Genomic DNA, 25,506 nt, shown 5'->3' on the forward strand with positions numbered 1-25,506 from the left:
CCTGTGCAGCGGGCGGCGCACGGGGACGGCCCATTCAGGACCGTTTAGCGTTCTCAAAGGATAGATCATGAAAACAGCAGCAATCATCGGCGGCGGGGTTATCGGCGGCGGCTGGGCCGCGCGGTTCCTCCTGAATGGCTGGAACGTGCGGGTGTTCGACCCGGACCCAGACGCGGAACGCAAGATCGGCGAGGTGCTGGGCAATGCGCGCCGCTCCTTGCCGGGCCTTGGCAATGTGGCGCTGCCTGCAGAAGGGCAGCTGTCGTTCCATGAGACCATTGCGGAGGCCGTGGACGGCGCCGAATGGGTGCAGGAGAGCGTGCCGGAGCGGCTGGACCTGAAGCAGAAGGTCTATGCCGAGCTGCAGGCCTATTGTGCGCCGGATGCGGTGATCGGCTCCTCCACCTCCGGCTTCAAGCCGTCGCAGCTGCAGGACGGGCGGGAGAACCCGGGGCAGATCGTGGTGACGCATCCGTTCAACCCGGTCTACCTGCTGCCGCTGGTGGAGCTGGTCACCACGGAGGCCAACCCGGCCGGTGTCATCGACCGGGCCAGGGAGATCATCAGTGCCATCGGCATGTATCCCCTGCACCTGAAGAAGGAAATCGACGCCCATGTGGCCGATCGTTTCCTGGAGGCGGTCTGGCGCGAGGCGCTGTGGCTGGTCAAGGACGGCATCGCCACCACCGAGGAGATCGACAACGCGATCCGTTACGGCTTTGGCATCCGCTGGGCGCAGATGGGCCTGTTCGAGACCTACCGGGTGGCCGGCGGCGAGGCGGGCATGAAGCATTTCATGGCGCAGTTCGGCCCCTGCCTCAGCTGGCCCTGGACCAAGCTGATGGATGTGCCGGAGTTCACCGATGAGCTGGTCGACTTGATCGCGGGCCAGTCGGATGAACAGTCCGGCCAGTATTCGATCCGCGAGCTGGAACGGCACCGGGACGACAACCTGGTCGGCATGATGCGGGCATTGGGCAACAACAACTGGGGCGCCGGTGCACTGCAGAACGCCCATGACCTGAACCGCGAGGGCGAAGCCGGTCTGGTACGCTCGATGGACGGCCTCGAGGACCTGAGCCGGCCGGTGCTGACCCAGAGCCGCGTGGTGCCGCTGGATTGGACCGACTACAACGGCCACATGACCGAGAGCCGGTACCTGGATGCCTTTGCCCAGTCCACCGACCGGCTGATGATGATCATCGGCTGCGATGCGGACTATATCGCCAATGGCGGCAGCTACTTCACCGCTGAGACCCACATCCGCCACATCGACGAAGTGCATGCGGGCGACCCGATCCAGGTGAAAACCCGGGTGATCATGGGCGCGGGCAAGAAGATGCACCTGTGGCATGAGATGTACTCGGGCGAGCGGCTGCTGGCGACGGGCGAGCATATGCTGCTGCACGTGGACCTTGCGACCCGCCGCTCGGCGCCGCCCGCGGCGCACATCGAGGCCAATCTGGTAAAGCTGGCAGAGGCCCATGCGGCGCTGCCGGCGCCGGAGGGGCTGGGCCGTGCGATTGGAGCGCCGCGTTGAGCCGGGTTCTGATCACCGCCGGCGGGTCCGGCATCGGACGGGCGATGGCCGAGGGCTTTGCCGCCGCCGGCCATCAGGTCTGGGTCACGGATGTCAGCGCGGTGGCGCTGGCAGACGTGCCGGAGGGCTGGCGGGCCACGGCGGTGGACGCCACCGACGAGGCGGGCATGAAGGCGCTGTTTGCTGAGATCGCCGAGGTCTGGGGCGGGCTGGACGTGCTGTGCGCCAATGCAGGCATTGCCGGGCCCACCGCGCTGATAGAGGATATTGCGCTGGAGGACTGGCGCAAATGTGTGAGCGTCAACCTGGAGGGCTGCTTTCTGGCCGCCAAATACGCGGCGCCGGTGATGAAGGCAGCGAAGGCCGGGTCGATCATCGTGACGTCCTCGACCGCGGGGCAGTACGGCTATCCGAACCGGGCGCCCTATGCGTCGGCGAAATGGGCCGTCATCGGGTTGATGAAGACGCTGGCGATGGAGCTTGGCCCCTTTGGCATCCGTGCCAATGCGATCTGTCCCGGTGCTGTCGAAGGCCCGCGGATGGAGGGCGTGCTGGAGCGTGAAGCGGCGGCCAAGGGGATGACCCGGGACGAGGTCTATGCGGGCTATGCCTCCGGCACCTCTATGGGCAGCTTTGTCGAGGCCCGCGACATTGCCAATATGGCAGTGTTCCTGGGCTCGGACGCGGCAAGGCTGGTGTCGGGGCAGGTGATTGCCGTCGACGGCCATACGGTGAACCCGGATCCGAAGGTGTGAGGTCTGGGTGGTGGGCGGAATCGCCCACCCAACGGTTAAGTGTTCCGCCCGTCCCGCCCCCTCGGGCCGGGCGCTGCCCCTAGTGAAAGTGCTGCGTAGGGTGGACAATCTGCCCACTGGCCGGGCGTATCAGGAAATCGCCGCCCGCAGAGCCCGCAGCCGTCCCGGCAATTGCCGCGCGGTGATGTCGGCCTCGCGCACCAGATTGTCGAAATGATTGGTGAAGGTGGCGATCCGCTCCTTGTCGCGGAAGGCGAGGTAATGGGTGCCGGCGTAGAACACGCACAGAAGCGGGCCGAAAATGGTGATCGGTGAGGAGTAGAGCCGCTTGGCATCGAACAGATAGATGCGCAGGCGGGGGTAGAGCTGCTCGCAGAGCCGTTCGAACTGCTGAAGCTGTTCCAGCCGGATCGCCAGCGGCAGGCCTTCGTAATAGCCAACCGCATGGGCAAAGCTGTCGAGCTCATAAAGCGGCAGGGCGATTTCGTAATCGGACGGCGACTGGCGCATCCAGGTCAGGCGGTCCTCCGACGCGCCGATGGCCTGGCCGGCAGTGCGGCCCAGATGGGGGGAGTACTCCCATTCCAGCAGCGCCCGGGTTTTCAGCATGTCGGGCAGGGCGGCTGGCACGTGGCGGATCTTGTAGCCCTCGGCCTCCTGGTGCCAGTCGAAGATCCGTTCATCGACCAGCGCGCGGGGGGCCTCCGTGAGGGTGAGGCTGGAGGCCAGCAGTTCGGCGGCGCTTTCGGGCCGGTCGGAGAGGCTGAGGAGCCAGTCGGCGGACACCCCCAGCGCGCCGGCGCAAGCGCCGACCACATGGGCGTTCGGCAGCCGGGCGCCCTCATCCGTCAGGAGCTGCGAGATGGTGGAGCGGTCGACGCCGACAGCGCGGGCCAGGGCGCTTTGGCTGAGGCCGCTGTCGCGCAGCGCCCGGTTCAATCTTTGCCGGAACTGCTCTGCCCGCACCCGTTTGTCGATATTTTCTATCATGCGTTTAGAATTATCATGATTGATGGATTTTGTTAACTGCATTCGGAATTCTGCACAGGTGCCTGACGCGGTAGTTTGGAAACAAGCACTTATCGAAGAATTTCAGGAGGAAAGATGGAAACGCGCAGGCGCTCCATTGTAAAGGCGGTGATTTGGAACGTTCTCGGGCTGGTCTCGATGACGCTGGTGGGGCTGATCGCCACCGGTTCGGTCAAGGCAGGCGGCATGATGGCGCTGGTCAACACCGGCATCGGGTTCACCGTGTATCTGTTCTACGAGCGCGTCTGGGCAAAAATCAGCTGGGGGCGCAGCCATGTCTGAGCGGTGCAGCGAATATATGCCGCGGGGCGTGGAATGGGGCACATTGGCGCTGATCCTTGCCTGCCATGGCGGCTGGCTGGCGGCGCTGTGGCTGCTGCCCGGTATCAGCCTGGGGCTGACGGTGCTGGCGGTGGGTCTGATGGCAGCGCTGCATTCCTCGCTGACCCATGAGGCGCTGCACGGGCACCCGTTCCGAAGCCGCTGGCTGAATGAAGCGCTGATGTTCTTTCCGCTGAGCCTGGCAATTCCTTACGGCCGGTTCCGCGACACCCATCTGGCGCATCACGAGGATGAGGCGCTGACCGACCCGTATGACGACCCGGAGAGCAATTTCCAGGATCCGGCGGTCTGGGCGCGGCTGCCAGGCTGGCGCAGGATGCTCTTGCGGGTGAACAACACGCTCTTGGGCCGGGTGGTGCTGGGGCCGCTGATGGGGCAGATCTGCTTTATGGCGGGCGATTGGCGGCTGGCACGCAAGGGGCAGCGGGGCATTGTCCGCGACTGGGCGCTGCACGGGGTTGGCCTGGCGGCGGTGGTCTGGGTGGTGCTGCAGTCGCCGGCGCCGCTGTGGGCGGCGGTTGCCGGGGCCTACCTGGGGCTTGGGCTGCTGAAGATCCGCACCTTCCTGGAGCACCGCGCGCATGAGACCGCCCGCGGCCGCACCGTGGTGATCGAGGACAAGGGGCCGCTGGCCTTCCTGTTTCTGAACAACAATCTGCATGTCGTGCATCACATGCATCCGGGAGTGCCCTGGTATGCGCTGCCGCGGCTGTACAACACCCGCAAGGCAGAGTTCCTGGCGGCCAATGACGGCTATATCTATCGCAACTACCTGCAGATTTTCCGCAACTACCTGCTGCGCGCCAAGGACCCGGTGCCGCATCCGCTCTGGCAGCAGGGGGAATAAACCCGCATAAGCGGGGGCATGTTTGCCTGGATCCCCGTTTCCATTGCCGCTGCCAGCTTTCAGACCGTGCGCTTCATGCTGCAGAAGGTCCTCAGCAGCGTGACGCTGTCGCCGGGCGGAGCCACCTTCGCCCGGTTTGTCTATTCCGCACCGTTCATCCTGGCCGGGCTGGCCGCCTACCTGATGGTGTCGGGGCGGAGCCTGCCGGAACTGGGGCCGAAGTTCTGGATGTTTGCAGCCATCGGCGGCACCGCGCAGATCCTGGCCACCGTCTGCGTGGTCGCCCTGTTCAAGCAGCGCAACTTTGCGGTTGGGATCACCTTCAAGAAGACCGAAGTGATCCAGACCGCCATCGTCGGGCTGGCGGTGCTGGGCGATCCGGTCAGCCTTGGCGGCTGGGCGGCGATCCTGATCGGGCTGACGGCGGTGCTGGTCCTGTCCAAGACGCCGGACACGGCAGGCCCCTGGTGGCGGCATCTGACAAACCGGGCGTCACAGCTGGGGCTGGGGTCGGGGGTGCTGTTTGCCTTCTCGGCGGTCAGCTACCGGGGTGCCTCCCTGCAGCTCAGCGAGCTGGAGCCCGCATTCCGCGCGGCGGTGACGCTGGCGGCGGTTGTCAGTCTGCAAACCCTGTTCATGCTGGTCTGGCTCGGCCTGCGCGACACGGGCGAGATCGCCCGGGTCTGGGAGGCGCGCAAAGTGGCGGTCTGGGTGGGGCTGACCAGCATGGGCGGCTCGTTCTGCTGGTTCTGGGCCTTCACGCTGCAGAACGCGGCCTATGTGAAGGCGGTGGGGCAGGTGGAGCTGCTGTTGTCGCTGCTGGCCTCGGTGCTGTTCTTCAAGGAGAAAGTCACGGCGCGCGAGCTGGCAGGCATGGGCCTGCTGGTGGTGTCGATCCTGGTGCTGGTTCTGACCCTTTGAGGCACGGCGTCCGCGGCAGAGCGGCCGGAATTGCCGCGCCGGGAAACGTTACCCGTCGGCGGGCATCGGATAGCCCTTGAGGCGCAGGAACAGGCTGGCTTCGTCGTTGTTGTGGAAATAGGGCACGCTTTGCGGCGGCTCGGCGTCACGGACACGGGCGGTGACTTCGGCCAGAACCACCTCAGTGATGAAGGGCAGATCAAAGCTGCGCACCTGGCTGAGCGGGATCCATTGCAGGTGCGACAGCTCATCCGCAGCGCGGGAGAAATCATCCAGATTGCCGGTTATCTGATCTGCATCCACCAGGAAGAAGCGCGCATCGAACCGGCGCGGGCGGCCCGGCGGGGTCAGGGCGCGGAACACGAACTGCATATCCTTGGCCGACGGCAAATGGCCGGTGGCCGCAAAGCTCTGCCAGTCTTCGGGGATGTCTCCGTTCCAGTTGCCGGGCTCGCCAAGGATCAGGCCGGTTTCCTCCCACAGCTCGCGCACCGCGGCGACGGCGAGGGCGTGGTGAAGGCCATCCGGAGCTTTGTCGGCGAGGCGGTCCTGGCAGACAGGGGAAATCGGCGAAGCCAGCGGAATGTCCGCATCCGCCAAATCCACTGCGCCGCCCGGGAAGACGAACTTGTTGGGCATAAATGCCGCCTTGGCGCCGCGCTGGCCCATCAGCACCTGCGGGTCCGCCGACATCCGGCCGCGCATTGCGATCACCGTTGCCGCGTTACGGATTGCGGTCTTGTCGTTGGTGGTCTCGCCGCTGAGATATGTCTCGCTCATGGTGTTACTGCCCTTGTCCTGCCGGGGTGCTCTTGCCGAAGCCGTGCATCCGCCGCGCCCATTGGTAGGCGATGACGATCCCCTTCATCCGCGGCAGAAGATAGAGGGAAGAGGCGAGGCAGCCAATCGTGAAAACCGTAAACATCACCAAAGGTTCCGGCCGCCAGGAGAAATAGACCACATGCATCATGGGCGCCATGATGTGGCCGACGATCAGAATCGTCAGGTAAGCGGGCCCGTCATCGGCGCGGGCATGGGTCAGGTCGAGGCCGCAGTGGCTGCAGCGGTCGTTCACCTTGAGATAGGAATGCAACAGCTTTCCTTCCCCGCATTCCGGGCATCTGCAGCGCCAGCCCTTGGCCAGGGCGGGCATGGTGGGGCGGTCGGGCTCGGTTCCGGGGGCGGTCGCGGCAGGGGACTCGGTCATGGCAATTTCCTGTGTGCTGGGCACATCTTTGCGCGCTTCAGAAGGGGGTGAAAGGGGAAAGCCCGGTTTCTGTGCCGGTTTGCCGCAACGTGCCAGGGGAAAATTTATTTGGATTTCTGCGACGGAAGCGCGGGGGCGGCGCGTTTTTCCTGTGCATCGGGCAGCAAGAGGCTGCCGCAGGACAAAGGAAAGACGATATGAAACACGTCAAGTTCATCGCCGCGATCGTGGCTGCAGCAGGCATGACGGCAGGCAGCGCGGCATTGGCCAAAGGGTTCGGGCATCACGGGCCGAAGATGTCCTTTGAGGAGATCGACACCGACGGCAACGGCGAGGTCACCAAGGCTGAGATCCAGGCGATGAAGGACGCCCATTTCGCCAAAGCGGATGCCAATGGCGACGGCAAGCTGTCGCTGGAGGAGATGCAGGCGCAGGCGCGGGAGCGGGCTGGTGAACGCGCCGCCCGGATGCTGGAACGCTTTGACAAGGACGGCGATGGCGCGTTGAGTAAGGACGAGATGCCGCAGCCGCGCCGGGCAGGCAAAATGTTCGACCGGATGGATGCCGACGGCAGCGGCGGCATCTCCAAGGGAGAGTTTGAAGAGGCCCGGGCGCGGCACGGCGGCAAGCAGTGGCATGGCCATGGGGACGACACGGAGCAGAACTGATCGCTGACGGGTGCTGCAACAGTTGGAGATACCGCGGCGCCGGACCCCTGATGCGGGTCCGGCAGCCATGAGCGCAACGGCGGAGGAGACCTCCGACGATGCGCTCCTGGTGCTCTACGCCAATGGCGACAGCCGGGCCGCGGCGGTGCTGACCGCGCGGCTGGGGCCGCGGGTCTTTGGCGTGGCGATGCGGGTGATGGGGATCCGTGCCGAGGCCGAGGATGTGACTCAGGAGGCGATGCTGCGCCTGTGGAAGATGGCGCCGGAGTGGCGGCCGGGGGAGGCGCAGGTCTCAACCTGGCTGTACCGGGTGGCGATGAACCTGTGCATCGACCGCAAGCGGCGCGCCCGCGGCGGGTATGTGGATCTGGATGCGGTGCCGGAGCCGCCGGACCCGGGCCGCTCAGCCGCGGAGCAGCTGCAGGAGGGCGCGCGGCAGGATGCGCTGCAGGCGGCGCTGATGCAATTGCCGGAGCGGCAGCGGCAGGCGGTGGTGCTGCGGCACCTGGAAGAGCTTTCGAACCCGGAGATTGCCGGGATCATGGACATCAGCACCGAGGCGGTGGAAAGTCTGACCGCCCGGGGCAAACGGGCGCTGGCCGCGGCCCTGGCCGGGCGGCGCGAAGAATTGGGGTATAGCGATGGCTGACACGGATAAAGCACTGCAGGAGCTGGAGGATCTGTTTGCCGCGGCACGCAGCGGGCGGCCCGCGGTGCCGGAGCATCTGAACGCGGCCATCCTGGCGGATGCGGCGCGCGTGCAGCCGGGATACCAGCCCGCGGCACCTGCACAGGCGGCGCGGCAGCCGCTGTGGCGGCAATTGACGGAGGCGCTGGGCGGCTGGCCGGCGCTGGGCGGGCTGGCGGCGGCCAGCGCGGCGGGCCTGTGGATCGGCCTGGCACCGCCTTCCTTTGTGCCCGACCCGGTGGCGCTGGCAGGCTATGAGGACAGCAGCACCGTGTTTGCGGACGGCAGCTATGACATGGCGCTGATGCTGAGCGAGGACCTGCAATGAGTGCGGAGGGAAAACCCGGAATGAAGCTGTGGTTGAAGCTGCTGCTGGCGGGATCGCTGGCGCTGAACCTGGCGGTGATCGGCATCGCCGCCGGGGCGGCCTGGCGGTTCGGCGGCAAGGACAGGCACTGGCAGCGGCCGCCGTCGGTGGGGGCGATGATCTTCCGCGAGCTGGACCGCGATACCCGCAAGGCGCTGCGGCAGCAGGCGGGCGGGGATCACGGCAGCTTCATGAAACGGCGCCATGCAGAAAGCGAAGCGGTGATTGCGGCGCTGCGCAGCGAGGCGTTTGATGGCGCGGCCCTGCTGGCGCTGATGCGGGCGCAGGCTGAGGCGCGCCATGAGTTCCACACCAAGGTGCAGGAGGCCTGGGTGCGCAAGCTGGAAGCGATGACGCCGCAGGAGCGGATGGAGTTCGCCGGCCGCATGGAAGAACGGATGCAGCGCCGCGGCATGGGCAAAGGGCACGGCTGGCGGCCAGCGGAATAGGCTGGCAGAATCACATGAGCGCCTGCGCTGGCCGCGGCAGGCTGCACGAGGATTTCGGCAGCTTTTCACCTTTCAGGTGACTGTAGCGTCTTAGGGTTGAAGCGGGCAGCACCCTCAGATTGCAAATTGCCGGTTTGAGTGCTGTGCAGCCCATCCCTCGTTGCTTTGATGGATCTTCTGCAAAAGGATCGGCCTAGGGGAGGCGCGGCATACGTGCGCCCCGGGGCTGGCGAACCGGGTAGGACCAGTGGCTCCAGGCCCCGTTTAAGTCCCAAAGAAGAGGGGAACGGTCCAGAATGGAAGGAATTGAAGAGGCAGCAGCGGATGTTCTGGCGATTTCGGAGCGTCAGGATCTTAGGCCGAAGGACAAGATAGCACGTCTGCTTGCCTGCGGGAACGCACTGTTCAAAACAGCGTCGGCCCTGGTGAGTAATGTTCAGGGCAGCAGGTATGTTGTCGTGTACTGCGTGTCGGACGAAGTTGAAGTCGATCCCGGCACCGAATTCGGTTTGGGGGACACCTATTGTGTCCACACCCTGAACGCAGAGGCGCCTCTGGCGTTTCACAAGGCGGGCAGTTCTGAGATCGCCGGGCACCCCTGTTACGAAATGTTCCGGCTGGAGACCTACATCGGCGCGCCGATCAAAATCGGCGGCACGCCTTGGGGAACGGTCAACTTCACCGCCATTGAAGCGCGTGAACCGTTTGCGCCGCCGGAACTGGAGTTGATGGCGGCGCTGAGCGAGGCGGTCGGCAGGGAGCTGATTGCTGCCGGTCAGGCGGCCTCGATGCGCTCCGGAGACAGCGTCACCTGATTGCGGCCCGCGTTCTTGGCATCATAGAGCGCCTGGTCCGCCTTTTCGACCAATGCCGCAGTGCTGCCGCTGTGGCCTGCGCCGCCCATGACCGCGCCGACGCTGATCGTGACCTTGACCGGTCCGGCGGCCCCCGGCACCTGGAACGGGGTGCTGTTGATCGCATTGCACAGCGCAGTGGCCGCCAGGCTGGCCTCCGCCTCGGTGGCGCCGGGCAGCACCGCCATGAATTCCTCGCCGCCGACGCGGGCCAGCAGGTCCGCCGGTCCCAGTACTGCCTGCATGCGGCGGGCAGCCTCGATCAGCACGGCATCGCCGGCCGGGTGGCCATAAACATCGTTGATCCGCTTGAAGTGGTCGAGATCGGCCAGCATGACGGCGAATTTGCCGCCGGTCTCAGAGGCCGAATGCGCCACCCGGTCCAGGAAGGGTTTGGCGTAGCGGCGGTTATAGAGGCCGGTCATCGGATCCAGGTTGGCGGCGCGCAGACCGTTGCGGACACTGTCGCGCATCAGGTCGTTGCGGGCCTTCTGCAGCAGCTGCGCGTTCAGGCGCAGGGCAAGCTCCTCGACATCGAACCCGGTTTGCATCACGTCATGGGCGCCGCGGTCCAGCGCCTCTGCCGCGATCTGCGGATCGGCGGGGTTGGGCACTGCAATCACCACTGACTTGCGGGTGGCGGCGCGGGCGCGCAGGTCGGCCAGCAGGCGCAGGCCGGGGCCGGCCGAAGCCTCGTTCAGCTCAATGATGATGGCGTCGGCCACCGGCGCCTGCATCAGGCCCTGAATGTCGCTAATGGCATGGGTGCGAAGCGCATAGGGCAGGCGGGGCGAAAGATGGTCACGCCGGGCCATGGCTGTGCGCGGATCCTCGGCCACCAGGGCGACGGTGGCATTGCGCAGCTCCTCGGTGCCGGCGTGGTCGCACAGCGGCAGAATAAAGCCCTGCGAGGCGTCGCGCTGCAGGTTCAGCTCTTCGCTGGCGCTGCGGGCGCGCAGCAGGCTGCGGATGCGGGCCTGCAGGATCACATCGTCCACCGGCTGTTGCAGCACGTCGTCGATGCCTGCAGCCAGCGCCTGCAGCCGCGCCTGATGGCCCTCCCAGTCGGAGACTGCGATCACCGGCAGGTCGGCCAGCGCCTCATCCGCCGCCAGCACACGTTTGACATCGGCGGCGGTGCCGTCGGGCAGCGACATCGCGGTCAGCACCAGATCGGGGCGGCATTGGCGCGCGGTCTGCAGCACCTCTGCCAGGCTGCCGGCCTGCACGGCATCGTAATAGGCAGCCGCCAGCTGCACCTTCAGCATGATGCGGTTGGTGGAGACGCCGTCGATGACCAGGATGGTGCCTTGCACGCTGTATCCTTTCGCCCCTTGCAAATCCTATGCCTTACAGTTTTTGCTGAGACTGGTTAAGAAACCCTTTCGGATTTTTACTAAATTGGCCGCAAAACGGCAGGAGTGTGGAGAACATGCGGATATCCGCTGATGCAGCTGAAACGCTGGCGCTCAGGGCTTTGGCCTGGCTGGCCGGAAATGACGAGCTTTTACCGGTGTTTCTGGGGGCCACCGGCGCCAGCGAGGCGGATTTGCGGGCGCAGGCGGCGGAACCGGCGTTTCTCGGCTCGGTGCTCGAATTCTTAACGATGGACGATGCCTGGGTGATGCAATTCTGCGAATCCGAAGGTCTGGCCTATGAGATGCCAATGCAGGCGCGGATGTCGCTTCCAGGCGGTGAACAGGTGAACTGGACTTGAGAATGGCGCGCGGCGGCCCTAGGGTCGCCTCACATTCCAGCGGAAGAGGACCCGCCATGCCGGTAGACGCTTTCCTGTTCGACAAGGACGGAACCCTGTTCGACTTCGCCGCCACCTGGGACAGCTGGGCGGCGGACTTGCTTGAGACCCTCTCGCAGGGGGACCGTTCCAGCAAGAAAGCGATGGCCGAAGCGATCAGCTATGACCTGGAGCGTGAAGCGTTCAATCCGGACAGCCTGGTGATTGCCAGCTCCAACGACGAGGTGGCAGAGGCGCTTGCGCCCTATGTTGCGCATATGAGCCTGGCCGAGCTGACGGATTACCTGGCGGAGAGTGCGTCGGACGCGGCGCTGGCGCCGGCTGTGCCGCTGGCGGCCTTCCTCGACGGGCTTCTGGCGCGCGGCAAGGTTCTGGGCGTGATGACCAATGACGCCGAGGTCTCGGCCAAAAGCCAGCTGCAGCGGGCGGGCGTGCTGGACCGTTTTGCCTTCGTCGCGGGCTGCGACAGCGGCCACGGCGCCAAGCCTGACCCCAACCCGCTGCTGGCGTTCTGCAAGGCCGCGGGCGTTTCCCCGGACCGCACTGCCATGGTCGGCGACAGCCGCCACGACATGGAAGCGGGCGCCGCGGCCGGGATGCAGCGGATTGCGGTGCTGACCGGAATGGCCCTGCGCGAGGAGCTGCTGCCGCACGCGGACATCGTGCTGCCGGACATCGGTCATATCCCCGGTTGGCTGGACCGCTGAGCCCCTTTTTCCCCGCGGCTGATTCCCGTATCTCCACAGGGAAGTGAGCATTCGGCCGGCGCGCTGCCCCTGTGCGCCGGCTTTTTTGTGTGGTATACTGGGCATAAGTGTACAGAAATACTCCTGCCCGGCGCTTGATGCGGGAAAAGCGACAGGCGGGGTCGTGAACGGACAGGTCCAGGCGGGCGGGAATGGCGCAGTGTTTGCCTGTCAGCACGTGAAAAAGCAGATCCAGGGGAGGGTGGCATGGCAGAGACAGGCGCACGCAAACGGCGCGGCGGGGGCAGGGCAGGCGCGGCAGCCCGGCGCGGCAGTGCAGTTCTGGAGCAGATGCCCTGGAACCCACCCAGGAACATCGACCGCCCGACAGAGCCGCTGAGCGAAGAAGGGGTGCAGGCCATCCACAACGGCGCCATGCGCATCCTCGAAGAGATCGGCATCCAGTTTTTCAACGAGGAAGCGCTGGGAATCTTCAAGCAGGCGGGGGTCAGGGTCGAGGGCGATCTGGTCCGGATGGACCGGGACTTTGTCATGGAAATGGTGGCGAAGGCGCCGCGGCAGTGGACCCTGACGCCACGCAATCCGGAACGCCGGATCACCGTTGGCGGCGACGTCATGCTGTTCGGAAACGTGTCCTCGCCGCCAAACTACTGGGACCTGGAGCAGAACAAGAAGACCGCGGGCACCCGTGAGCAATGCCGCAACCTGCTGAAGCTGACACAGTATTTCAATTGCATCCACTTTGCCGGCGGCTATCCGGTTGAGCCGGTGGACATCCATGCCTCGGTGCGCCACCTGGATGTGCTCTATGACAAGCTGACGCTGACCGACAAGGCGATGCATGCCTATTCCCTGGGCAAGGAGCGGGTCGAGGACGTGATGGAGATGGTCCGCATCGCGGGCGGCCACAGCCATGAGGAGTTCGACGCCAGCCCGAAGATGTACACCAATATCAACTCCACCTCGCCGCTGAAGCATGATGAGCCGATGATCGACGGCTCGCTGCGGCTGTGCCGCCGCGGCCAGGGGGTGGTGGTGACGCCGTTCACACTGGCAGGCGCAATGGCGCCGGTGACAATGGCCGGCGCGGTGGCGCAATCCATCGCGGAATCGCTCTGCGCAATCGCGCTGTTCCAGTATGTGGCGCCGGGCTGCCCGGTGGCGATCGGCACCTTCACCTCCAATGTGGACATGAAATCCGGCGCGCCCGCTTTTGGCACCCCGGAATATATGCGCTCAACCCAGATGACCGGCCAGATGGCGCGCTTTTACGGCCTGCCGATGCGGGCCTCCGGCGTCTGTGCGGCCAATGTTCCGGACGGGCAGGCGATGTGGGAGACCTCCAACTCGCTGTGGTCCGCGGTGCAGTCGGGCGCCAACATGATCTATCACGCGGCCGGCTGGCTGGAGGGCGGGCTGATCGCCAGTCCCGAAAAGTTCATCATGGACTGCGAAGTGCTGCAAATGATCCAGCGCTATATGGATCCGGCAATCAATGCCACCGGGCCTGACGAAATCGCCCTGGATGCGATCCGCGAAGTCGGCAACGACGGCCATTTCTTCGGCATCCAGCACACTCAGGACCGCTACACCACGGCGTTCTATCAGCCGTTCCTGAGCGACTGGCGCAATTTCGAGGCCTGGGAGGCCGCAGGCGCCACCTGGACCGCAGAACGTGCCCACAAAATGTTCAAGGAGATTATCGGCTCATTCGAGGAGCCGCCGATGGATGCTGCCATCCGGGACGAACTGGCGGATTTCGTGGCCCGTCGCAAGGCCGAAGGCGGGGCGCCCACCGATTTCTGAGCCATAGCGCATTGATTTCTTAAGCGGAGGCCGGGCCTCCGCTTTTTTTGCATGCCTTGACCGGGTGGTGAAATTCCGCCGGGGCTGGGCTGGCAAATGTGCCGCGGGCTTGCCTCCGCGGGCGGGCGGGTACAGTAGTATGGCAGGGCTGTCAGCGCCGGAGGCGGTTGGCCGGCGCTCCGGTTGGATTATACTGGCCGGGCTTCGCGCAGTTTTGGTTGGTGAGATTGAGAGTGCAGGTTTCGTGCTAGGGGAAGAAAAAGCCGGATTTTTAGACGCTGGACGCGCAACTGATCTGCTTTGTTGTGCCTTTCTTAACCAGCTCGCGTCAAGACTGTGTCATAGGCAAAGAGGGGCCATTGCATGCACGGTCTGATCAACAGGGCGATTCAGGCTTTTGTGACGAGTACCTACGGGACAGACCGCTGGGAAGAGGTCATGGAGCAGGCCGGACTCGGTTTTACCGAGTTCGAAGCGATGCTGTATTACACCGAGGAGCAGTCCGGCAGCATGCTGACGGCGATGGAAAAGGTGCTGGCCCGGCCGCTGCCGGAAATGCTGGAGGACATGGGTACTTTTCTGGTGTCGAATCCGCAGGTGGAAGCGCTGCGGCGGCTGTTGCGCTTTGGCGGCGTGAACTATGTGGAGTTCCTGCACTCCCTGGATGACCTGCCGGACCGCGCACGGCTTGCGGTGTCCGACCTGCACCTGCCGGGGCTGGAGCTGCTGGAACAGGCGCCGGACCAATTTGAGTTGATCTGCCAGCCGGGGCTGCCAGGATACGCACATGTCCTGATGGGGGTTCTGCGGGCGATGGCGGATGATTACGGCGACCTGGTTTTTCTGGACCACAGCGGCACCCATGGCGGCGCCGAGGTGATTTCCATCACCCTGGTGGAAACCAAGTTCGCCGCCGGGCGGGAGTTTGATTTGGGGGCTCATTCGTTATGATGACACTCCAGCAGCTGACCGGAATGGCAGATGTCATTTGCCCGATGTTTGTGATCGTTGACCACAAGGGCCGGATCGTTTCGGTCGGGCCGACCCTGAAAAAGCTGCGCCCGCAGCTGGACTGGACGGGGCGGCGGTTCTTCCGGGTGTTTGACCTGTCCCGGCCGCGGTCGGTCCGGTCAGTGGAGGATCTGCTGAACAGCGCCGGCAGCAAATTGCATCTGCAGTTCCGGGATGCGCCGCAGACTGGCCTCAAAGGGGTATGCACACCGCTGCCGGACGGCCAGGGCGCCTTTCTCAACCTGTCCTTCGGCATTTCGGTGCTGGAGGCGGTGCGCGACTACGATCTGACAAGCGCAGATTTTTCCCCCACGGACCTGACCATCGAGATGCTGTATCTGGTTGAGGCGAAATCTGCTGCGATGGAAGCGTCGCGCCAGCTGAACCTGCGGCTGCAAGGGGCCAAGATCGCCGCCGAGGAGCAGGCCTTCACCGACACGCTGACGGGGCTCAAGAACCGCCGGGCAATGGATCATATCCTGACGCGGCTGATCAGCAGCGGCCGCGAGTTCGCACTGATGCATCTGGACTTGGATTACTTCAAGCAGGTCAATGACACGCTGGGCCACGCCGCCGGAGATGCGGTGCTGCAGCAGGCTGCGCGGGTGATGGTGGAATGCACCCGCCAGACCGATACGGTTGCCCGTGTCGGCGGCGATGAGTTCGTGATGATCCTCGAAGGGGTTCTGGACACGGCGCGGCTTGCCGCAATTGCCAAGCGCCTGATCCAACGGCTGGAGGAGCCGGTGCCGTTCGGCGGCCAGAGCTGCCGGATTTCCGCCAGCGCAGGCACGACGCTGTCCACCTGGCAGAAGCAGCCGGATGCCCAGGAATTGCTTAACCAGGCCGATCTCGCGCTTTACGCTGCCAAACGTGCCGGGCGGGCGCAGCATTGCTTCTACCGCGAGGGCATGGAGAAGACTGGCGGGACAGGCACAGGCGCTGAAGCGTCTTCCGCCCCGGCGGCCGTCCGCGGTCCGGCCACGTGACGCGGGCTGCGCGCCTTCAGAAGGCCGCGCTGCAGCAGCCGAGCGATTTCCGGACGGGCTGAAGCCGGGCGGCCCTGCCTGACCTGAAGTTTGAAAGGAGATACCGGCCGGGTGTTTCCGCCCCTCGGCAGCTGGGCCGGGCTGCAGCAGGGCAGGGCTGTCCGGCCCTCCTTGCCCGGGGGGCCTTGCCGCCGTCTGCCGCGAAAGCCAGGATGAAGCGCTGGTGCCCGAACGAGGAAGTCCGCGACCGCTTCCTTGGCGGAAGATCATGTGGCTGATAGGTCTGGGAGAAGTGGCAGCCCGTAGGGGAATCGAACCCCTCTTTCCAGGTTGAAAACCTGGCGTCCTAACCGATAGACGAACGGGCCACTCTGTGTGTGAGGCGCTGTTTACTGATTGCGCCGCGCGGGCGCAAGAGGCTTTTTGCAGAAATGCGAAGATTTTCCACCTGCCGGGCCGGCAGGCTAACTCCATAAAATAAAACGAAAAAGACCACTGCCTCACGGCAGCCGCAAAGGCTGGTTGCCTGAAGCAATGTGGAATTCTCATTTCGAACGGCGGTTTTCCGGGACCGCTTGCGGTGCAGCAGCGCCATTCCTTGATTTTGATGACTTGCGGATTCGAGACCGGTGCCGTCCTGCGCGAGAACCGCGGCCGGCCCATCCCGGGCGGGCTTGGCGGGAGACACGCCGACGGATCCGCTGCGCGCCATATTCTGCAAGATCCGATTCTGCTGCAAATGCCTCCACTCGCTTGACGGGCCATGCGAGCCAAACGGAAACCGGACGTCCGGCAGCCGTGCCGCGGCGGGCAGATCCGGGGTTCCGGGCATTCCCGAATCCTTTTTTTGGGGGCCGCCTGCCTGCGCGCAGCCAATTATCGGCCGGTCTGCATTTTTGCCGAAAAGACCCCTTGCGAGGGACCTCCGAAGGATGGTAATCGCGGTTCCACAGCTCGGCGCCCCTATAGCTCAGCTGGTAGAGCAACTGATTTGTAATCAGTAGGTCCGCGGTTCGAGTCCGTGTGGGGGCACCATCTAATACTCAAAAATCCAATATTCATAATTGCTTAGGTAATGCTGCCTTTGCTTTGTTACGCCATCTACCCGCAACTTGCTTTTGCATTGTTGCGTATTGTTGGTGAGTTGGTGGCGTCAGACGGTTAAAGGTTTTAACCGGCCGTGAGGGGTGCAAGGGGCTCTGTTGAGACTTTCCCTCGTCCGCTTTCTGCGTCATCAATGGCCAAACACAACTTGAGAACGATGGGCGATGACCGACGAACAAAAGAAGAAGCTGGAACAAAAGCTCTGGAACATTGCCAACACCTTACGCGGCAAGATGAATGCAGATGAGTTTCGCGACTACATTCTAGGCTTCATTTTCTACAAGTACTTGTCTGAGCGGCTTTACATCTATGCCAATTCCGTGCTGTCTGAGGATGGAATTGATTTTGCTGAACTCGATGAGACCACTGAAGCGGGTTCAGAGATTTCTGACGCGGTGGCTGAAGCCGCGATTGATGAGCTTGGCTATTATCTCAAACCGTCTGAGCTGTTCAGTGCGGTCGCCAAGCGGGGCAGAAAGCCCGGCAATTTCATCCTTGAGGACCTCGCGCGCATTCTCAATAATGTGGAACGCTCCACAATGGGGACGGAATCTGAGGATGATTTTGACGATCTGTTCTCGGATATGGATCTGACATCCAACAAGCTCGGCCGCACAGAAGAGGCCAAAAACACGCTGATTGCCAAGGTTCTGACTCATCTAGATGAAATCGACTTTGAGTTGGAAAAGGTCGACAGCGATGTGCTGGGCGATGCATATGAGTATTTGATTGGGCAATTTGCCAGCGGCGCGGGCAAAAAGGCGGGGGAGTTCTATACCCCGCAAGAAGTCAGCACCATTCTGGCACAGATTGTGACCACCGGAAAAACGCGGATCAAAAATGTCTATGACCCCACTTGCGGGTCTGGCTCGCTGTTGTTGCGGGTGGCCAAAGAGGTGGAGGTCGGCGATTTCAACGGTCAGGAAATGAACCGCACCACCTATAACCTCGCGCGCATGAACATGATCCTGCACGGGGTGCATTACCGCAGCTTTGACCTCAAACAAGAGGACACGCTGGAGCACCCCCAACATGTAGACAAGCGGTTTGAGGCGGTGGTGGCCAACCCGCCGTTCTCCGCCAAATGGTCCGCCAACCCGCTGCTGTTGAATGATGATCGTTATAGCCAATACGGGCGGCTAGCTCCGGCGTCTAAGGCCGATTTTGCCTTTGTGCAGCACATGCTGCATCAGCTTGACGATAACGGCACCATGGCCGTGATCCTGCCGCATGGGGTGCTGTTTCGTGGCGCAGCAGAGGGGCACATCCGCGAGTACCTGATCAAGGAACGCAACTGGCTGGATGCGGTGATTGGCCTGCCCGCGAATATCTTTTACGGCACATCCATCCCGACCTGTATTTTGGTGTTCAAGAAATGCCGCGAATACCCCGAGGATATTCTGTTTGTCGACGCCTCAACTTGTTTTGAGAAAGCCAAGAACCAGAACATTTTGCGCCCCGAGGATATTTCCAAGATTGTCGACACCTACAGGGGCCGGGTGGTGGTGGAGCGGTTTTCCCACCGCGCGCCACTGTCTGAGGTGGCAGAGAACGACTATAACCTCAACATCCCGCGCTATGTGGACACGTTTGAGCCTGAGGAACCAATTGATCTGGCCGAGGTGGCAGCAGAGCTGCGCAAGAATGCCGAAGGCATGGCGGCGCTGGACGCCGAGATTGCTGGGTTCTGCAAAGAGCTGGGCATTGAGGTGCCGGTATGAGTGTATCCGTTGTAGAAACACGGCGGACATTTCCAAAGTCAGTTCAACCAGGAATTCCAAAACTTTCGCCGCCCCAACCCGGTGCGAAACGCTACACATTTGGTGACCTGTTCGAAGTCGTTCAACGTCCTGCCAATTTGGAGGATGCCAAAGAATATGATCTCGTGACTGTGAAGCGATCCCGTGGCGGAATTGAACATCGCGCTCGAATGAAAGGCTCACAAATTGCTGTAAAATCGCAGTTCTATCTCGACGAAGGTGACTTCTTGATTTCGAAACGTCAGATTGTCCATGGCGCCTGCGGCATTGTCTCGAAAGAGTTTAGCGGCTCAATTGTATCCAATGAATATTCGGTTCTGCGCTGCAAACCTGAAATAGACTTGCAATACCTCGGGTACCTTTCACACTCCGTTTACTTTCAGCAAACGTGTTTTCACTCAAGTATTGGGGTTCATATTGAAAAAATGCTTTTTAAGCTTGATGAGTGGTTCAGGTCGCCAATAAACATCCCCTCTATCCCTGAACAAAAGAAAATTGCGGCATTTTTGGGGGGAGTGGATGCCAAAATCACCGCACTGCAAGAGCGGCAGGCAGGGTTTGAGCGCTATAAACGCGGCCTGATGCAGGCGCTGTTCAGCCAGTCCCTGCGCTTTGTCAAAGACGACGGCACCGCCTTTCCCGATTGGGAAGAAAAACGGTTGGGGGAGGTGTTTGATTGGGTCAAAACCAATAGCCTTTCTCGGGAGAACCTAAACTGCGAAGGTGGCGAAGCGCAGAATATTCACTATGGGGATATTCACAGCAAATTCAGGGCAACCTTTCGACAATCTCAAGAGCAAGTTCCATTTGTCTCGGTGGGCGCGGCTCCTACAGGTTTTTCCGCTGACGAGTTTTGCAAAATCGGAGATGTCGTGATTGCCGATGCCTCTGAAGACTATGCAGACATTGGAAAGGCGATTGAGATAGTCGAGCTGAGTGATACGCCACTGGTCGCGGGGCTGCACACTTACATAGCGCGACCTAAAGAAGGACTAGTGCTTGGATTTCCCGGCTACCTTTTGCGAAGCGCAGCAATGCGTCGCCAGATCATGAAAATCGCTCAGGGAATCTCGGTGCTTGGAATCTCAAAGGCAAATTTAGAAAAGCTTGTGCTTCACCTTCCCCACCCCGAAGAGCAGGCCAAAATCGCCGAGGCGCTTTCTGCCATGGACGATAAAATCGCTGCGGTGGAGGATCAGGTGGCGAAAATGCAGACCCTTAAAAAAGGGCTGGTACAACAGATGTTTGTGTAGGCAAAAAATGGAGCGACTTAGAAATCTGATAACGGAAAACTTGGATGCACTTCCCGAGTTTGAATACTACCTGCCGATTATTGACAAAGCTCTGAACTATGAACAGTCACGGCCCGATACAGCGATAGAGTGTTGCAATTCATTGCTGCAAGGGTTTTCGAAGACGATTATTGTTAATCTGGAAGGGGTAGAGCCCGGTGATCTGGACAAGCCAAGCGAAGCCAAAAGTGACAAGCTGATCAAGCGGGCGCTGAAATGTCTCAAAGAAAATGATGACGTTTATGAAGATGATTTTGCCACACGCGGAGCCTCGTTGGCGTTGGCAATTGCCACTCTCCGAAACGCTAGGGGCGACATAACGCATGGCAAGGCTGTGCCAAAGAAACTGCAGAGCTCCTGTAGCCTTGCTGAAGTAACCAACGAAGTCACTGCAACAATCCTCCGGTATATGTTCGCGACGTACCTGCCAATCAAAGTTGCGGCAAATGAAAAAATGCAAGAGGAGCCTTCGGAAGGAGTTGAGGAACTCGCGTATGAAGATAATCCGGATTTTAACGACTACTTAGACGAATCCAATCCTGTAGAGGGCAAGCTGTTGTACAGTGAGGGGCTTTTTCACTTGTACCTTGAGGACTATGAGATCCAGCTCGCAGAATTTAGAGATATGATGGAAGACCTGTCCTCGTTAGACTTGGAGGTCGATTTATGACCCAATCCGAAGCGCAGCTTGAAGTCGATCTTTTGAAACGCCTGACCGGGCTGGGATATGATCCTGTGGTCTTGGCCGATATGGACGCCATGCGCGCCAATCTGCGGGCGCAGCTGGGCAAACACAACGGTGTGACGCTATCAGACGATGAGTTTGCCAAGGTGCTCAACCATCTGGACAAGGGCAATGTGTTTGAAAAGGCCAAGACATTGCGCGGGCGTATGCAGCTGACCCGCGATGATGGGTCATCGCTATATCTGCAATTCCTGAACACGCAGGAATGGTGCCAGAACCAATATCAGGTCACCACGCAGGTCACGGTTGTCGGCCACCACAAGACGCGGTTTGATGTGACCTTGCTGATCAATGGATTGCCACTGGTGCAGATCGAGCTAAAGCGGCGCGGGGTGGAGCTGAAGGAAGCGTTCAACCAGATCAACCGCTATCAGCGCCACAGCTATTGGGCGGATAGTGCGCTGTTCCAATATGTGCAGCTGTTTGTGATCAGCAACGGCGTGAACACCAAATATTACGCCAACAACCGTAACCAGGACTTTAAGCAGACGTTTTTCTGGGCGGAGGAAGACAATACGCTGATCACGCAGCTCGATGCCTTTGCCGATGTGTTTTTGGAGAAATGCCACGTCAGCAAGATGATCAGCAAATACATTGTGCTGCATGAAAGCGACAAGGTCCTGATGGCGCTGCGACCCTATCAGTATTACGCGGTTGAGGCGATTGACGGGCGGGTCAAGAATGGACGCAAAAACGGCTATATCTGGCACACGACGGGATCAGGCAAGACGCTGACCAGTTTCAAGGCCGCCCAGGTGCTGATTGAGAATCCGAAGGTCGACAAAGTGGTGTTTGTCGTGGACCGCGCTGATCTGGATTATCAAACCACCAAGGAGTTCAATCACTTCTCTGATGGCTCTGTAGACGGGACAGATAACACCAAGGCGCTGGTGCGGCAGCTGGGCGGCGACACCAAGCTGATTGTGACCACGATCCAGAAGCTGAACACAGCGATTTCTCGGGATCGTTATGACGCAGCGCTGGAGGCGGTGAAAGATCAGCGCGTGGTGTTCATTTTCGACGAATGCCACCGCTCGCAATTTGGTGACACGCACAAACGGATCGTGAAGTTTTTCAGCAAGGCGCAGATGTTTGGGTTCACCGGCACGCCGATTTTTGCGGACAACGCGGTGGGCAAACGCACGACCAAGGATCTGTTTGCCGAGTGCTTGCATAAATATGTTATCACCGATGCGATAGCCGACGAAAATGTGCTGCGGTTTTCGATTGAGTATTGGGGCAAGCTAAAGCGCAAAGACGGCAGCTTAATCGACGAAGAGGTTGCAGCGATCAACGTGCGCGAGTTTTTTGACAACTCCGAACGTATTGAGGGGGTTGTGGATTGGATCATACAGAACCACGACAAAAAGACTCACAACAAGCAGTTCAGCGCGATGCTGTGCGTTAGCTCGGTTGATGCCCTGATCGCCTACTATGAGACGTTTCGGCGAAAGAAAGATGCGGGAGAGCACCATCTGCGGGTGGCGACGATCTTTACCTATGGACCAAATGAGGCGGACCCGGACGCAGACGGCATGATCGGTGATCCCGATTTGAATGTGGCGGACTTGCCGGTAGATGTTCACAAGCGCGACCAGTTGGAGAGCTTCGTTTCAGACTACAATGCGATGTACCAAACCAAGGAAACGGTGAAGGACAGCGCGGGATTTTACACCTATTACAACCATCTGAGTAAACGCCTTAAAGGCCGCGATCACAAGGATGCTTTGGACAAGGATCGGCTAGATATTCTGTTGGTTGTCAATATGTTCCTGACCGGATTTGATGCAAAAAAACTCAACACACTATACGTAGACAAGAACCTGAAATACCACGGATTGATCCAAGCGTTTTCACGCACTAACCGCACGTTGGGCCAGTTGAAATCTCAGGGCAACATTGTCTGTTTCCGCAACCTCAAACCGAACACTGATCAGGCGATCACGCTGTTCTCGAATAAAGAGGCCATAGAGACAATCCTGATGGCGCCTTATGGCGACTATCTTGAGCGGTTCAATGCGGCGGTTGAAGTTTTAAAAAACATTGCCCCTGACCCTGACAGCGTAAATGATTTGAAGTCAGAAGAAGACCAGCTGGCGTTTGTTCAAGCGTTTCGAGAATTGATCCGTTTGCGCAATGTCTTGACCAGTTTCACTGAATTTGATCCGCATGATTTGGCGTTAGTGCCACAAGCCTTTGAGGACTTCAAAAGTAAGTACCTGGATATCAACGACAGGGTTAAAGCGGACAAGTCAGATGATGCGGCCTCCATCCTTGATGAGGTGGATTTTGAGTTGGAGCTCATTCAGCGCGACGAGATCAACGTTGCCTATATCTTGGCCCTTTTGTCGGAAGCCTTTGAAGAAGCAGACAGCCTTGATCCAAAAGTCAGAGATGGTTCGGTAGCAAAGAAGAAAGTTGTTTACGATTTGCTTGGCTCCGAAAGACATCTGCGGAGCAAGCGCGAACTGATCGAAAAATTTGTCAATCAACACATGTCGGCCCTACCGGAAGGTCAGAGCGTTGCCGAGGCCTTCAATGGGTTTTGGGACGCGGAAAAGTCGAACGCTATTGCTGAAGTCTGTGAAGCGGAGAAACTTGATTCAGATGCGTTCAAAGCAATGATCGAGAAATACCACTTTACCGGAAAGAAGCCGCTCCAAGGCGAGATCGTGGGCGCGCTAAAAGAAAAACCCAAGATTCTGGAACGCAAGAACATTGTCCATCGGATCGGAGAAAAACTATTGCATTTCGTTTCGACCTTTGACGAGGGACTTGGAGAGCTTTAAGTTGCGAGTCTGGGGGGCTTTATTAGGCACCCCAGGCGTTGACTGAGCCAAATTGTCAATAAAATTCAATGACTTAGACTTCCAGTGGGGAGGCGTGTGGACACCGGCTCCGTTCCACAAACCTGTACGGTCTATTGTATTCCTCGGTTTTTCTAGAATAATAGAAACGCTGAACAATGTAGGGCTAAGCAAGTTGCCTTCTGTGTTTTCTTTTAACTTCACAGGTCATTTCTTGGGTTGTTTTCATTTCAACGTTTGCGCATAAGGCCTAATTCTCGGCTTATGATGTTGGCCTTAAATATTCCAGTTGCGGCCCTCTCGAACTTGTAAGCATAAATCGCGTTCTCGATGAGTTCTATCGGGTCTTTGAGGTCTTCTCGGTTGGTCCGCCAGTATCGCCATGCTTGAGATGTGACGCCGATAAATGAGCAAAAGCCAGCGATCGTCATGGGGCGATCCTTCCTCAGTTCTGCACCTACCGTTCCGTTTGAGGTTTTGAGTAACTTTCTTTCAACAAGCGGATTGCTCTCCACGTGTTTAGCATACTCGACAAAGCGCTCACGTAGACATTGGGGTGTTTCGATCTTGCGGGGCCTCCAGGGAGGTTTGGGTGGTGAAAATATGTTGTTTTTCATATGGTTGATCCTCATTTGGCGCTTGGCAAGCATGGGCCGCTAAGAGGGCTTAAGCAAGGGCTAGCGCCACAGAAGAAAGCAATTTGGTTACTTTTTTGCGGTCAATTTTGCTCCCGGCGTAGTTGGGCTATGTTCCGCCGGGGCCGGCGGTAGGTGCGAGAGTAAAATGTCTGGGTTGCTTCAGGCTTATGTCAGTAGTGCAATTGCACAATGCTCGGTGGAATTTTGGACGAAAATGAGCCTTGGTGCCCATTTAAGGCACTGTGCTTCTTGATTATCTCAATGATAGTATGGTCAAATTATTTTTCTGGCTCATGGTTGTTACGCTAAATTTGTGTGCTTTGCTTTGTTCGGGAAAGTCCTGTTCGCTAGCGTAACACCCTTATCCAAGTTGTGTCTTTGGTAACCGCCCGATTTGAACCGCCTGCTCGTGTGTGCCGGAGATTGCTAAGRGACGTCCATAAAGACGTCTTTAATGACGTCTCCTACAGGGAGGGAGGCAGCTGTGCGGGGCGAAATTCTTGGCTTGGAGCGTCGGCGCCGCTGGAGTGACGACGAGAAGTTGGCGATTGTGCTTTCGGTCGGGGAGAACGGCGCGACCGTGTCGCAGGTCGCACAGCGCCACGAGATCAGGCGGCAGCAGATCTATNTGGTTCGGCAAAACCCCATACCGCGCTGCCACACCATTCACCGTGGCGCCCGGCTCAAGCGTATCCGCCACAGCACGGGCCTTGGCTTCATCCGGCCACCGCCGGTGACCAGACGCGTAGATCTCGACGCCCAACGATTTGAGAAACGAATTTGTAGCGCACATTGCGAAACGCACTCCCCTCTGTGAGATGTGCAAGATCTCGCAGCACGGGATAGGCGCTACAACGTGGGGCCGGGACACCGGTTACCCATGTTTTCAGTCGTCGGGAACACTGACCGGCAGCATCCATAACGAGTACGGCCGCCGAGACCGGTTCTTTCTCCGGAACGGTCTCCCAGGTGATTGTAACCGCCCGATTTGAACCGCCTGCTCGTGTGTGCCGGAGATTGCTAAGAGACGTCCATAAAGACGTCTTTAATGACGTCTCCTACAGGGAGGGAGGCAGCTGTGCGGGGCGAAATTCTTGGCTTGGAGCGTCGGCGCCGCTGGAGTGACGACGAGAAGTTGGCGATTGTGCTTTCGGTCGGGGAGAACGGCGCGACCGTGTCGCAGGTCGCACAGCGCCACGAGATCAGGCGGCAGCAGATCTATGC

At 60.3% G+C, this 25,506-nt stretch carries 26 protein-coding genes, 2 tRNA genes and 2 pseudogenes; 22 read left to right on the forward strand and 8 right to left on the reverse strand.

The window, feature by feature from the left end:
* Positions 1-64: 64 nt before the first annotated feature.
* Together GKC28_RS17490 and GKC28_RS17495 are read left to right on the forward strand one after the other, a co-directional pair.
* On the forward strand, positions 65-1,540 hold the full coding sequence (locus tag GKC28_RS17490) for a carnitine 3-dehydrogenase (RefSeq protein WP_174148309.1): 1,476 nt from the start codon (positions 65-67) through the stop codon (positions 1,538-1,540).
* Positions 1,537-2,295 carry an SDR family oxidoreductase gene (locus GKC28_RS17495; RefSeq protein WP_174148283.1) on the forward strand — a complete coding sequence of 253 codons (759 nt, stop codon included), beginning with the start codon at positions 1,537-1,539 and terminating at the stop codon, positions 2,293-2,295. The genes GKC28_RS17490 and GKC28_RS17495 overlap by 4 nt, the downstream gene beginning before the upstream one ends.
* A gap of 129 nt (positions 2,296-2,424) precedes the next feature.
* Here the strand turns inward: GKC28_RS17495 and GKC28_RS17500 are convergent, their stop codons facing one another.
* The gene (locus GKC28_RS17500; protein ID WP_174148284.1) at positions 2,425-3,285 is read right to left on the reverse strand and encodes a helix-turn-helix domain-containing protein; all 861 of its coding nucleotides are present in this window, start codon (positions 3,283-3,285) and stop codon (positions 2,425-2,427) included.
* A gap of 114 nt (positions 3,286-3,399) precedes the next feature.
* Between GKC28_RS17500 and GKC28_RS17505 the strand changes: the two genes are divergently transcribed.
* The 3 genes from GKC28_RS17505 to GKC28_RS17515 are packed head-to-tail and all read left to right on the forward strand — an operon-like array spanning position 3,400 to position 5,434.
* Positions 3,400-3,606, forward strand: coding sequence for a DUF2061 domain-containing protein (locus tag GKC28_RS17505; RefSeq protein WP_174148285.1), 207 nt, complete (start codon positions 3,400-3,402; stop codon positions 3,604-3,606).
* Positions 3,599-4,513, forward strand: coding sequence for a fatty acid desaturase (locus tag GKC28_RS17510; RefSeq protein WP_174148286.1), 915 nt, complete (start codon positions 3,599-3,601; stop codon positions 4,511-4,513). Before GKC28_RS17505 ends, GKC28_RS17510 begins: the two co-directional genes overlap by 8 nt.
* Before the next feature lie 18 nt (positions 4,514-4,531).
* Positions 4,532-5,434 carry an EamA family transporter gene (locus GKC28_RS17515; RefSeq protein ID WP_174148287.1) on the forward strand — a complete coding sequence of 301 codons (903 nt, stop codon included), beginning with the start codon at positions 4,532-4,534 and terminating at the stop codon, positions 5,432-5,434.
* A 48-nt stretch (positions 5,435-5,482) separates the two neighbouring features.
* On the opposite strand, the gene GKC28_RS17520 is transcribed toward GKC28_RS17515, so the two are convergent.
* Positions 5,483-6,214: an NUDIX hydrolase gene (locus GKC28_RS17520; protein ID WP_174148288.1), complete on the reverse strand. Its 732-nt coding sequence runs from the start codon at positions 6,212-6,214 to the stop codon at positions 5,483-5,485.
* A 4-nt stretch (positions 6,215-6,218) separates the two neighbouring features.
* A complete protein-coding gene (locus GKC28_RS17525; RefSeq protein ID WP_174148289.1) occupies positions 6,219-6,641 on the reverse strand; it encodes a DUF983 domain-containing protein in 423 nt (140 codons plus the stop codon).
* A 197-nt stretch (positions 6,642-6,838) separates the two neighbouring features.
* On the opposite strand from GKC28_RS17525, the gene GKC28_RS17530 reads away from it, so the two are divergent.
* From GKC28_RS17530 to GKC28_RS17550, 5 genes are all read left to right on the forward strand, one after another.
* On the forward strand, positions 6,839-7,309 hold the full coding sequence (locus GKC28_RS17530) for an EF-hand domain-containing protein (RefSeq protein WP_174148290.1): 471 nt from the start codon (positions 6,839-6,841) through the stop codon (positions 7,307-7,309).
* Positions 7,310-7,376: 67 nt separating this feature from the next.
* Positions 7,377-7,958, forward strand: a complete 582-nt coding sequence (locus GKC28_RS17535) for an RNA polymerase sigma factor (RefSeq protein ID WP_174148291.1) — start codon at positions 7,377-7,379, stop codon at positions 7,956-7,958.
* Positions 7,951-8,325 (forward strand): hypothetical protein, encoded by a 375-nt coding sequence (locus GKC28_RS17540; protein ID WP_174148292.1) that lies wholly within the window; start codon positions 7,951-7,953, stop codon positions 8,323-8,325. The genes GKC28_RS17535 and GKC28_RS17540 overlap by 8 nt, the downstream gene beginning before the upstream one ends.
* Before the next feature lie 20 nt (positions 8,326-8,345).
* The gene (locus GKC28_RS17545) at positions 8,346-8,813 is read left to right on the forward strand and encodes a periplasmic heavy metal sensor (protein WP_254604291.1); all 468 of its coding nucleotides are present in this window, start codon (positions 8,346-8,348) and stop codon (positions 8,811-8,813) included.
* A gap of 296 nt (positions 8,814-9,109) precedes the next feature.
* Positions 9,110-9,628 carry a GAF domain-containing protein gene (locus tag GKC28_RS17550; RefSeq protein ID WP_174148294.1) on the forward strand — a complete coding sequence of 173 codons (519 nt, stop codon included), beginning with the start codon at positions 9,110-9,112 and terminating at the stop codon, positions 9,626-9,628.
* Here the strand turns inward: GKC28_RS17550 and GKC28_RS17555 are convergent.
* Entirely contained in the window at positions 9,589-10,983 is a 1,395-nt protein-coding gene (locus GKC28_RS17555) for a diguanylate cyclase (protein ID WP_174148295.1), read from the reverse strand. The two genes, GKC28_RS17550 and GKC28_RS17555, sit on opposite strands and share 40 nt — an antisense overlap.
* A 116-nt stretch (positions 10,984-11,099) precedes the next feature.
* Between GKC28_RS17555 and GKC28_RS17560 the strand changes: the two genes are divergently transcribed.
* The 5 genes from GKC28_RS17560 to GKC28_RS17580 all read left to right on the forward strand — a co-directional run bounded on the left by GKC28_RS17560 (position 11,100) and on the right by GKC28_RS17580 (position 15,936).
* Positions 11,100-11,384: a DUF3572 domain-containing protein gene (locus tag GKC28_RS17560; RefSeq protein ID WP_174148296.1), complete on the forward strand. Its 285-nt coding sequence runs from the start codon at positions 11,100-11,102 to the stop codon at positions 11,382-11,384.
* Between the two features lie 56 nt (positions 11,385-11,440).
* Entirely contained in the window at positions 11,441-12,130 is a 690-nt protein-coding gene (locus GKC28_RS17565; protein WP_174148297.1) for an HAD family hydrolase, read from the forward strand.
* Between the two features lie 246 nt (positions 12,131-12,376).
* Complete coding sequence (locus tag GKC28_RS17570; protein WP_174148298.1) at positions 12,377-13,936, forward strand: trimethylamine methyltransferase family protein; 1,560 nt, start codon at positions 12,377-12,379, stop codon at positions 13,934-13,936.
* Positions 13,937-14,299: 363 nt separating this feature from the next.
* Complete coding sequence (locus GKC28_RS17575; protein WP_174148299.1) at positions 14,300-14,887, forward strand: heme NO-binding domain-containing protein; 588 nt, start codon at positions 14,300-14,302, stop codon at positions 14,885-14,887.
* Positions 14,884-15,936, forward strand: coding sequence for a GGDEF domain-containing protein (locus GKC28_RS17580; protein ID WP_174148300.1), 1,053 nt, complete (start codon positions 14,884-14,886; stop codon positions 15,934-15,936). Before GKC28_RS17575 ends, GKC28_RS17580 begins: the two co-directional genes overlap by 4 nt.
* Before the next feature lie 293 nt (positions 15,937-16,229).
* Here GKC28_RS17580 and GKC28_RS17585 read toward each other — a convergent pair.
* Together GKC28_RS17585 and GKC28_RS17590 are read right to left on the reverse strand one after the other, a co-directional pair.
* Positions 16,230-16,304 (reverse strand) — tRNA-Glu (locus tag GKC28_RS17585).
* Positions 16,283-16,768 carry a hypothetical protein gene (locus GKC28_RS17590; protein WP_174148301.1) on the reverse strand — a complete coding sequence of 162 codons (486 nt, stop codon included), beginning with the start codon at positions 16,766-16,768 and terminating at the stop codon, positions 16,283-16,285. Before GKC28_RS17590 ends, GKC28_RS17585 begins: the two co-directional genes overlap by 22 nt.
* 127 nt (positions 16,769-16,895) lie before the next feature.
* On the opposite strand from GKC28_RS17590, the gene GKC28_RS17595 reads away from it, so the two are divergent.
* The 5 genes from GKC28_RS17595 to GKC28_RS17615 all read left to right on the forward strand — a co-directional run bounded on the left by GKC28_RS17595 (position 16,896) and on the right by GKC28_RS17615 (position 23,626).
* A tRNA-Thr gene (locus GKC28_RS17595) sits at positions 16,896-16,971 on the forward strand.
* A gap of 233 nt (positions 16,972-17,204) precedes the next feature.
* Positions 17,205-18,761, forward strand: a complete 1,557-nt coding sequence (locus GKC28_RS17600; RefSeq protein ID WP_174148302.1) for a type I restriction-modification system subunit M — start codon at positions 17,205-17,207, stop codon at positions 18,759-18,761.
* Entirely contained in the window at positions 18,758-20,053 is a 1,296-nt protein-coding gene (locus tag GKC28_RS17605; RefSeq protein WP_174148303.1) for a restriction endonuclease subunit S, read from the forward strand. The genes GKC28_RS17600 and GKC28_RS17605 overlap by 4 nt, the downstream gene beginning before the upstream one ends.
* A gap of 40 nt (positions 20,054-20,093) precedes the next feature.
* Positions 20,094-20,762, forward strand: a complete 669-nt coding sequence (locus GKC28_RS17610) for an abortive infection family protein (protein WP_174148304.1) — start codon at positions 20,094-20,096, stop codon at positions 20,760-20,762.
* Positions 20,759-23,626, forward strand: coding sequence for a type I restriction endonuclease subunit R (locus GKC28_RS17615; RefSeq protein ID WP_174148305.1), 2,868 nt, complete (start codon positions 20,759-20,761; stop codon positions 23,624-23,626). The genes GKC28_RS17610 and GKC28_RS17615 overlap by 4 nt, the downstream gene beginning before the upstream one ends.
* A 248-nt stretch (positions 23,627-23,874) precedes the next feature.
* On the opposite strand, the gene GKC28_RS17620 is transcribed toward GKC28_RS17615, so the two are convergent.
* Complete coding sequence (locus GKC28_RS17620) at positions 23,875-24,261, reverse strand: terminase small subunit (RefSeq protein WP_174148306.1); 387 nt, start codon at positions 24,259-24,261, stop codon at positions 23,875-23,877.
* A 475-nt stretch (positions 24,262-24,736) separates the two neighbouring features.
* Here GKC28_RS17620 and GKC28_RS26875 point away from each other — a divergent pair.
* Positions 24,737-24,901: pseudogene (locus tag GKC28_RS26875) on the forward strand (transposase); the annotation flags it as partial.
* A 60-nt stretch (positions 24,902-24,961) separates the two neighbouring features.
* On the opposite strand, the pseudogene GKC28_RS26880 reads toward GKC28_RS26875, so the two are convergent.
* A pseudogene (locus tag GKC28_RS26880) lies at positions 24,962-25,075 on the reverse strand (IS66 family insertion sequence element accessory protein TnpB); the annotation flags it as partial.
* 255 nt (positions 25,076-25,330) lie between these two features.
* Here GKC28_RS26880 and GKC28_RS26885 point away from each other — a divergent pair.
* On the forward strand, positions 25,331-25,506 hold a 176-nt coding region (locus tag GKC28_RS26885), incomplete at its 3' end, for a transposase (protein ID WP_217434135.1).

It is taken from the genome of Leisingera sp. ANG59 (genome assembly GCF_013317235.1).
GTDB lineage: Bacteria > Pseudomonadota > Alphaproteobacteria > Rhodobacterales > Rhodobacteraceae > Leisingera.

What these genes read in the sequence shown, in the direction of transcription:
- GKC28_RS17500 (WP_174148284.1), bottom strand. Translation starts at nt 3,285, where the DNA reads ATGATAGAAAATATCGACAAACGGGTGCGGGCAGAGCAGTTCCGGCAA.
- GKC28_RS17505 (WP_174148285.1), top strand. Translation starts at nt 3,400, where the DNA reads ATGGAAACGCGCAGGCGCTCCATTGTAAAGGCGGTGATTTGGAACGTT.
- GKC28_RS17510 (WP_174148286.1), top strand. Translation starts at nt 3,599, where the DNA reads ATGTCTGAGCGGTGCAGCGAATATATGCCGCGGGGCGTGGAATGGGGC.
- GKC28_RS17515 (WP_174148287.1), top strand. Translation starts at nt 4,532, where the DNA reads ATGTTTGCCTGGATCCCCGTTTCCATTGCCGCTGCCAGCTTTCAGACC.
- GKC28_RS17520 (WP_174148288.1), bottom strand. Translation starts at nt 6,214, where the DNA reads ATGAGCGAGACATATCTCAGCGGCGAGACCACCAACGACAAGACCGCA.
- GKC28_RS17525 (WP_174148289.1), bottom strand. Translation starts at nt 6,641, where the DNA reads ATGACCGAGTCCCCTGCCGCGACCGCCCCCGGAACCGAGCCCGACCGC.
- GKC28_RS17530 (WP_174148290.1), top strand. Translation starts at nt 6,839, where the DNA reads ATGAAACACGTCAAGTTCATCGCCGCGATCGTGGCTGCAGCAGGCATG.
- GKC28_RS17535 (WP_174148291.1), top strand. Translation starts at nt 7,377, where the DNA reads ATGAGCGCAACGGCGGAGGAGACCTCCGACGATGCGCTCCTGGTGCTC.
- GKC28_RS17540 (WP_174148292.1), top strand. Translation starts at nt 7,951, where the DNA reads ATGGCTGACACGGATAAAGCACTGCAGGAGCTGGAGGATCTGTTTGCC.
- GKC28_RS17545 (WP_254604291.1), top strand. Translation starts at nt 8,346, where the DNA reads ATGAAGCTGTGGTTGAAGCTGCTGCTGGCGGGATCGCTGGCGCTGAAC.
- GKC28_RS17550 (WP_174148294.1), top strand. Translation starts at nt 9,110, where the DNA reads ATGGAAGGAATTGAAGAGGCAGCAGCGGATGTTCTGGCGATTTCGGAG.
- GKC28_RS17560 (WP_174148296.1), top strand. Translation starts at nt 11,100, where the DNA reads ATGCGGATATCCGCTGATGCAGCTGAAACGCTGGCGCTCAGGGCTTTG.
- GKC28_RS17565 (WP_174148297.1), top strand. Translation starts at nt 11,441, where the DNA reads ATGCCGGTAGACGCTTTCCTGTTCGACAAGGACGGAACCCTGTTCGAC.
- GKC28_RS17570 (WP_174148298.1), top strand. Translation starts at nt 12,377, where the DNA reads ATGGCAGAGACAGGCGCACGCAAACGGCGCGGCGGGGGCAGGGCAGGC.
- GKC28_RS17575 (WP_174148299.1), top strand. Translation starts at nt 14,300, where the DNA reads ATGCACGGTCTGATCAACAGGGCGATTCAGGCTTTTGTGACGAGTACC.
- GKC28_RS17580 (WP_174148300.1), top strand. Translation starts at nt 14,884, where the DNA reads ATGATGACACTCCAGCAGCTGACCGGAATGGCAGATGTCATTTGCCCG.
- GKC28_RS17590 (WP_174148301.1), bottom strand. Translation starts at nt 16,768, where the DNA reads ATGCCCGGAACCCCGGATCTGCCCGCCGCGGCACGGCTGCCGGACGTC.
- GKC28_RS17600 (WP_174148302.1), top strand. Translation starts at nt 17,205, where the DNA reads ATGACCGACGAACAAAAGAAGAAGCTGGAACAAAAGCTCTGGAACATT.
- GKC28_RS17605 (WP_174148303.1), top strand. Translation starts at nt 18,758, where the DNA reads ATGAGTGTATCCGTTGTAGAAACACGGCGGACATTTCCAAAGTCAGTT.
- GKC28_RS17615 (WP_174148305.1), top strand. Translation starts at nt 20,759, where the DNA reads ATGACCCAATCCGAAGCGCAGCTTGAAGTCGATCTTTTGAAACGCCTG.
- GKC28_RS17620 (WP_174148306.1), bottom strand. Translation starts at nt 24,261, where the DNA reads ATGAAAAACAACATATTTTCACCACCCAAACCTCCCTGGAGGCCCCGC.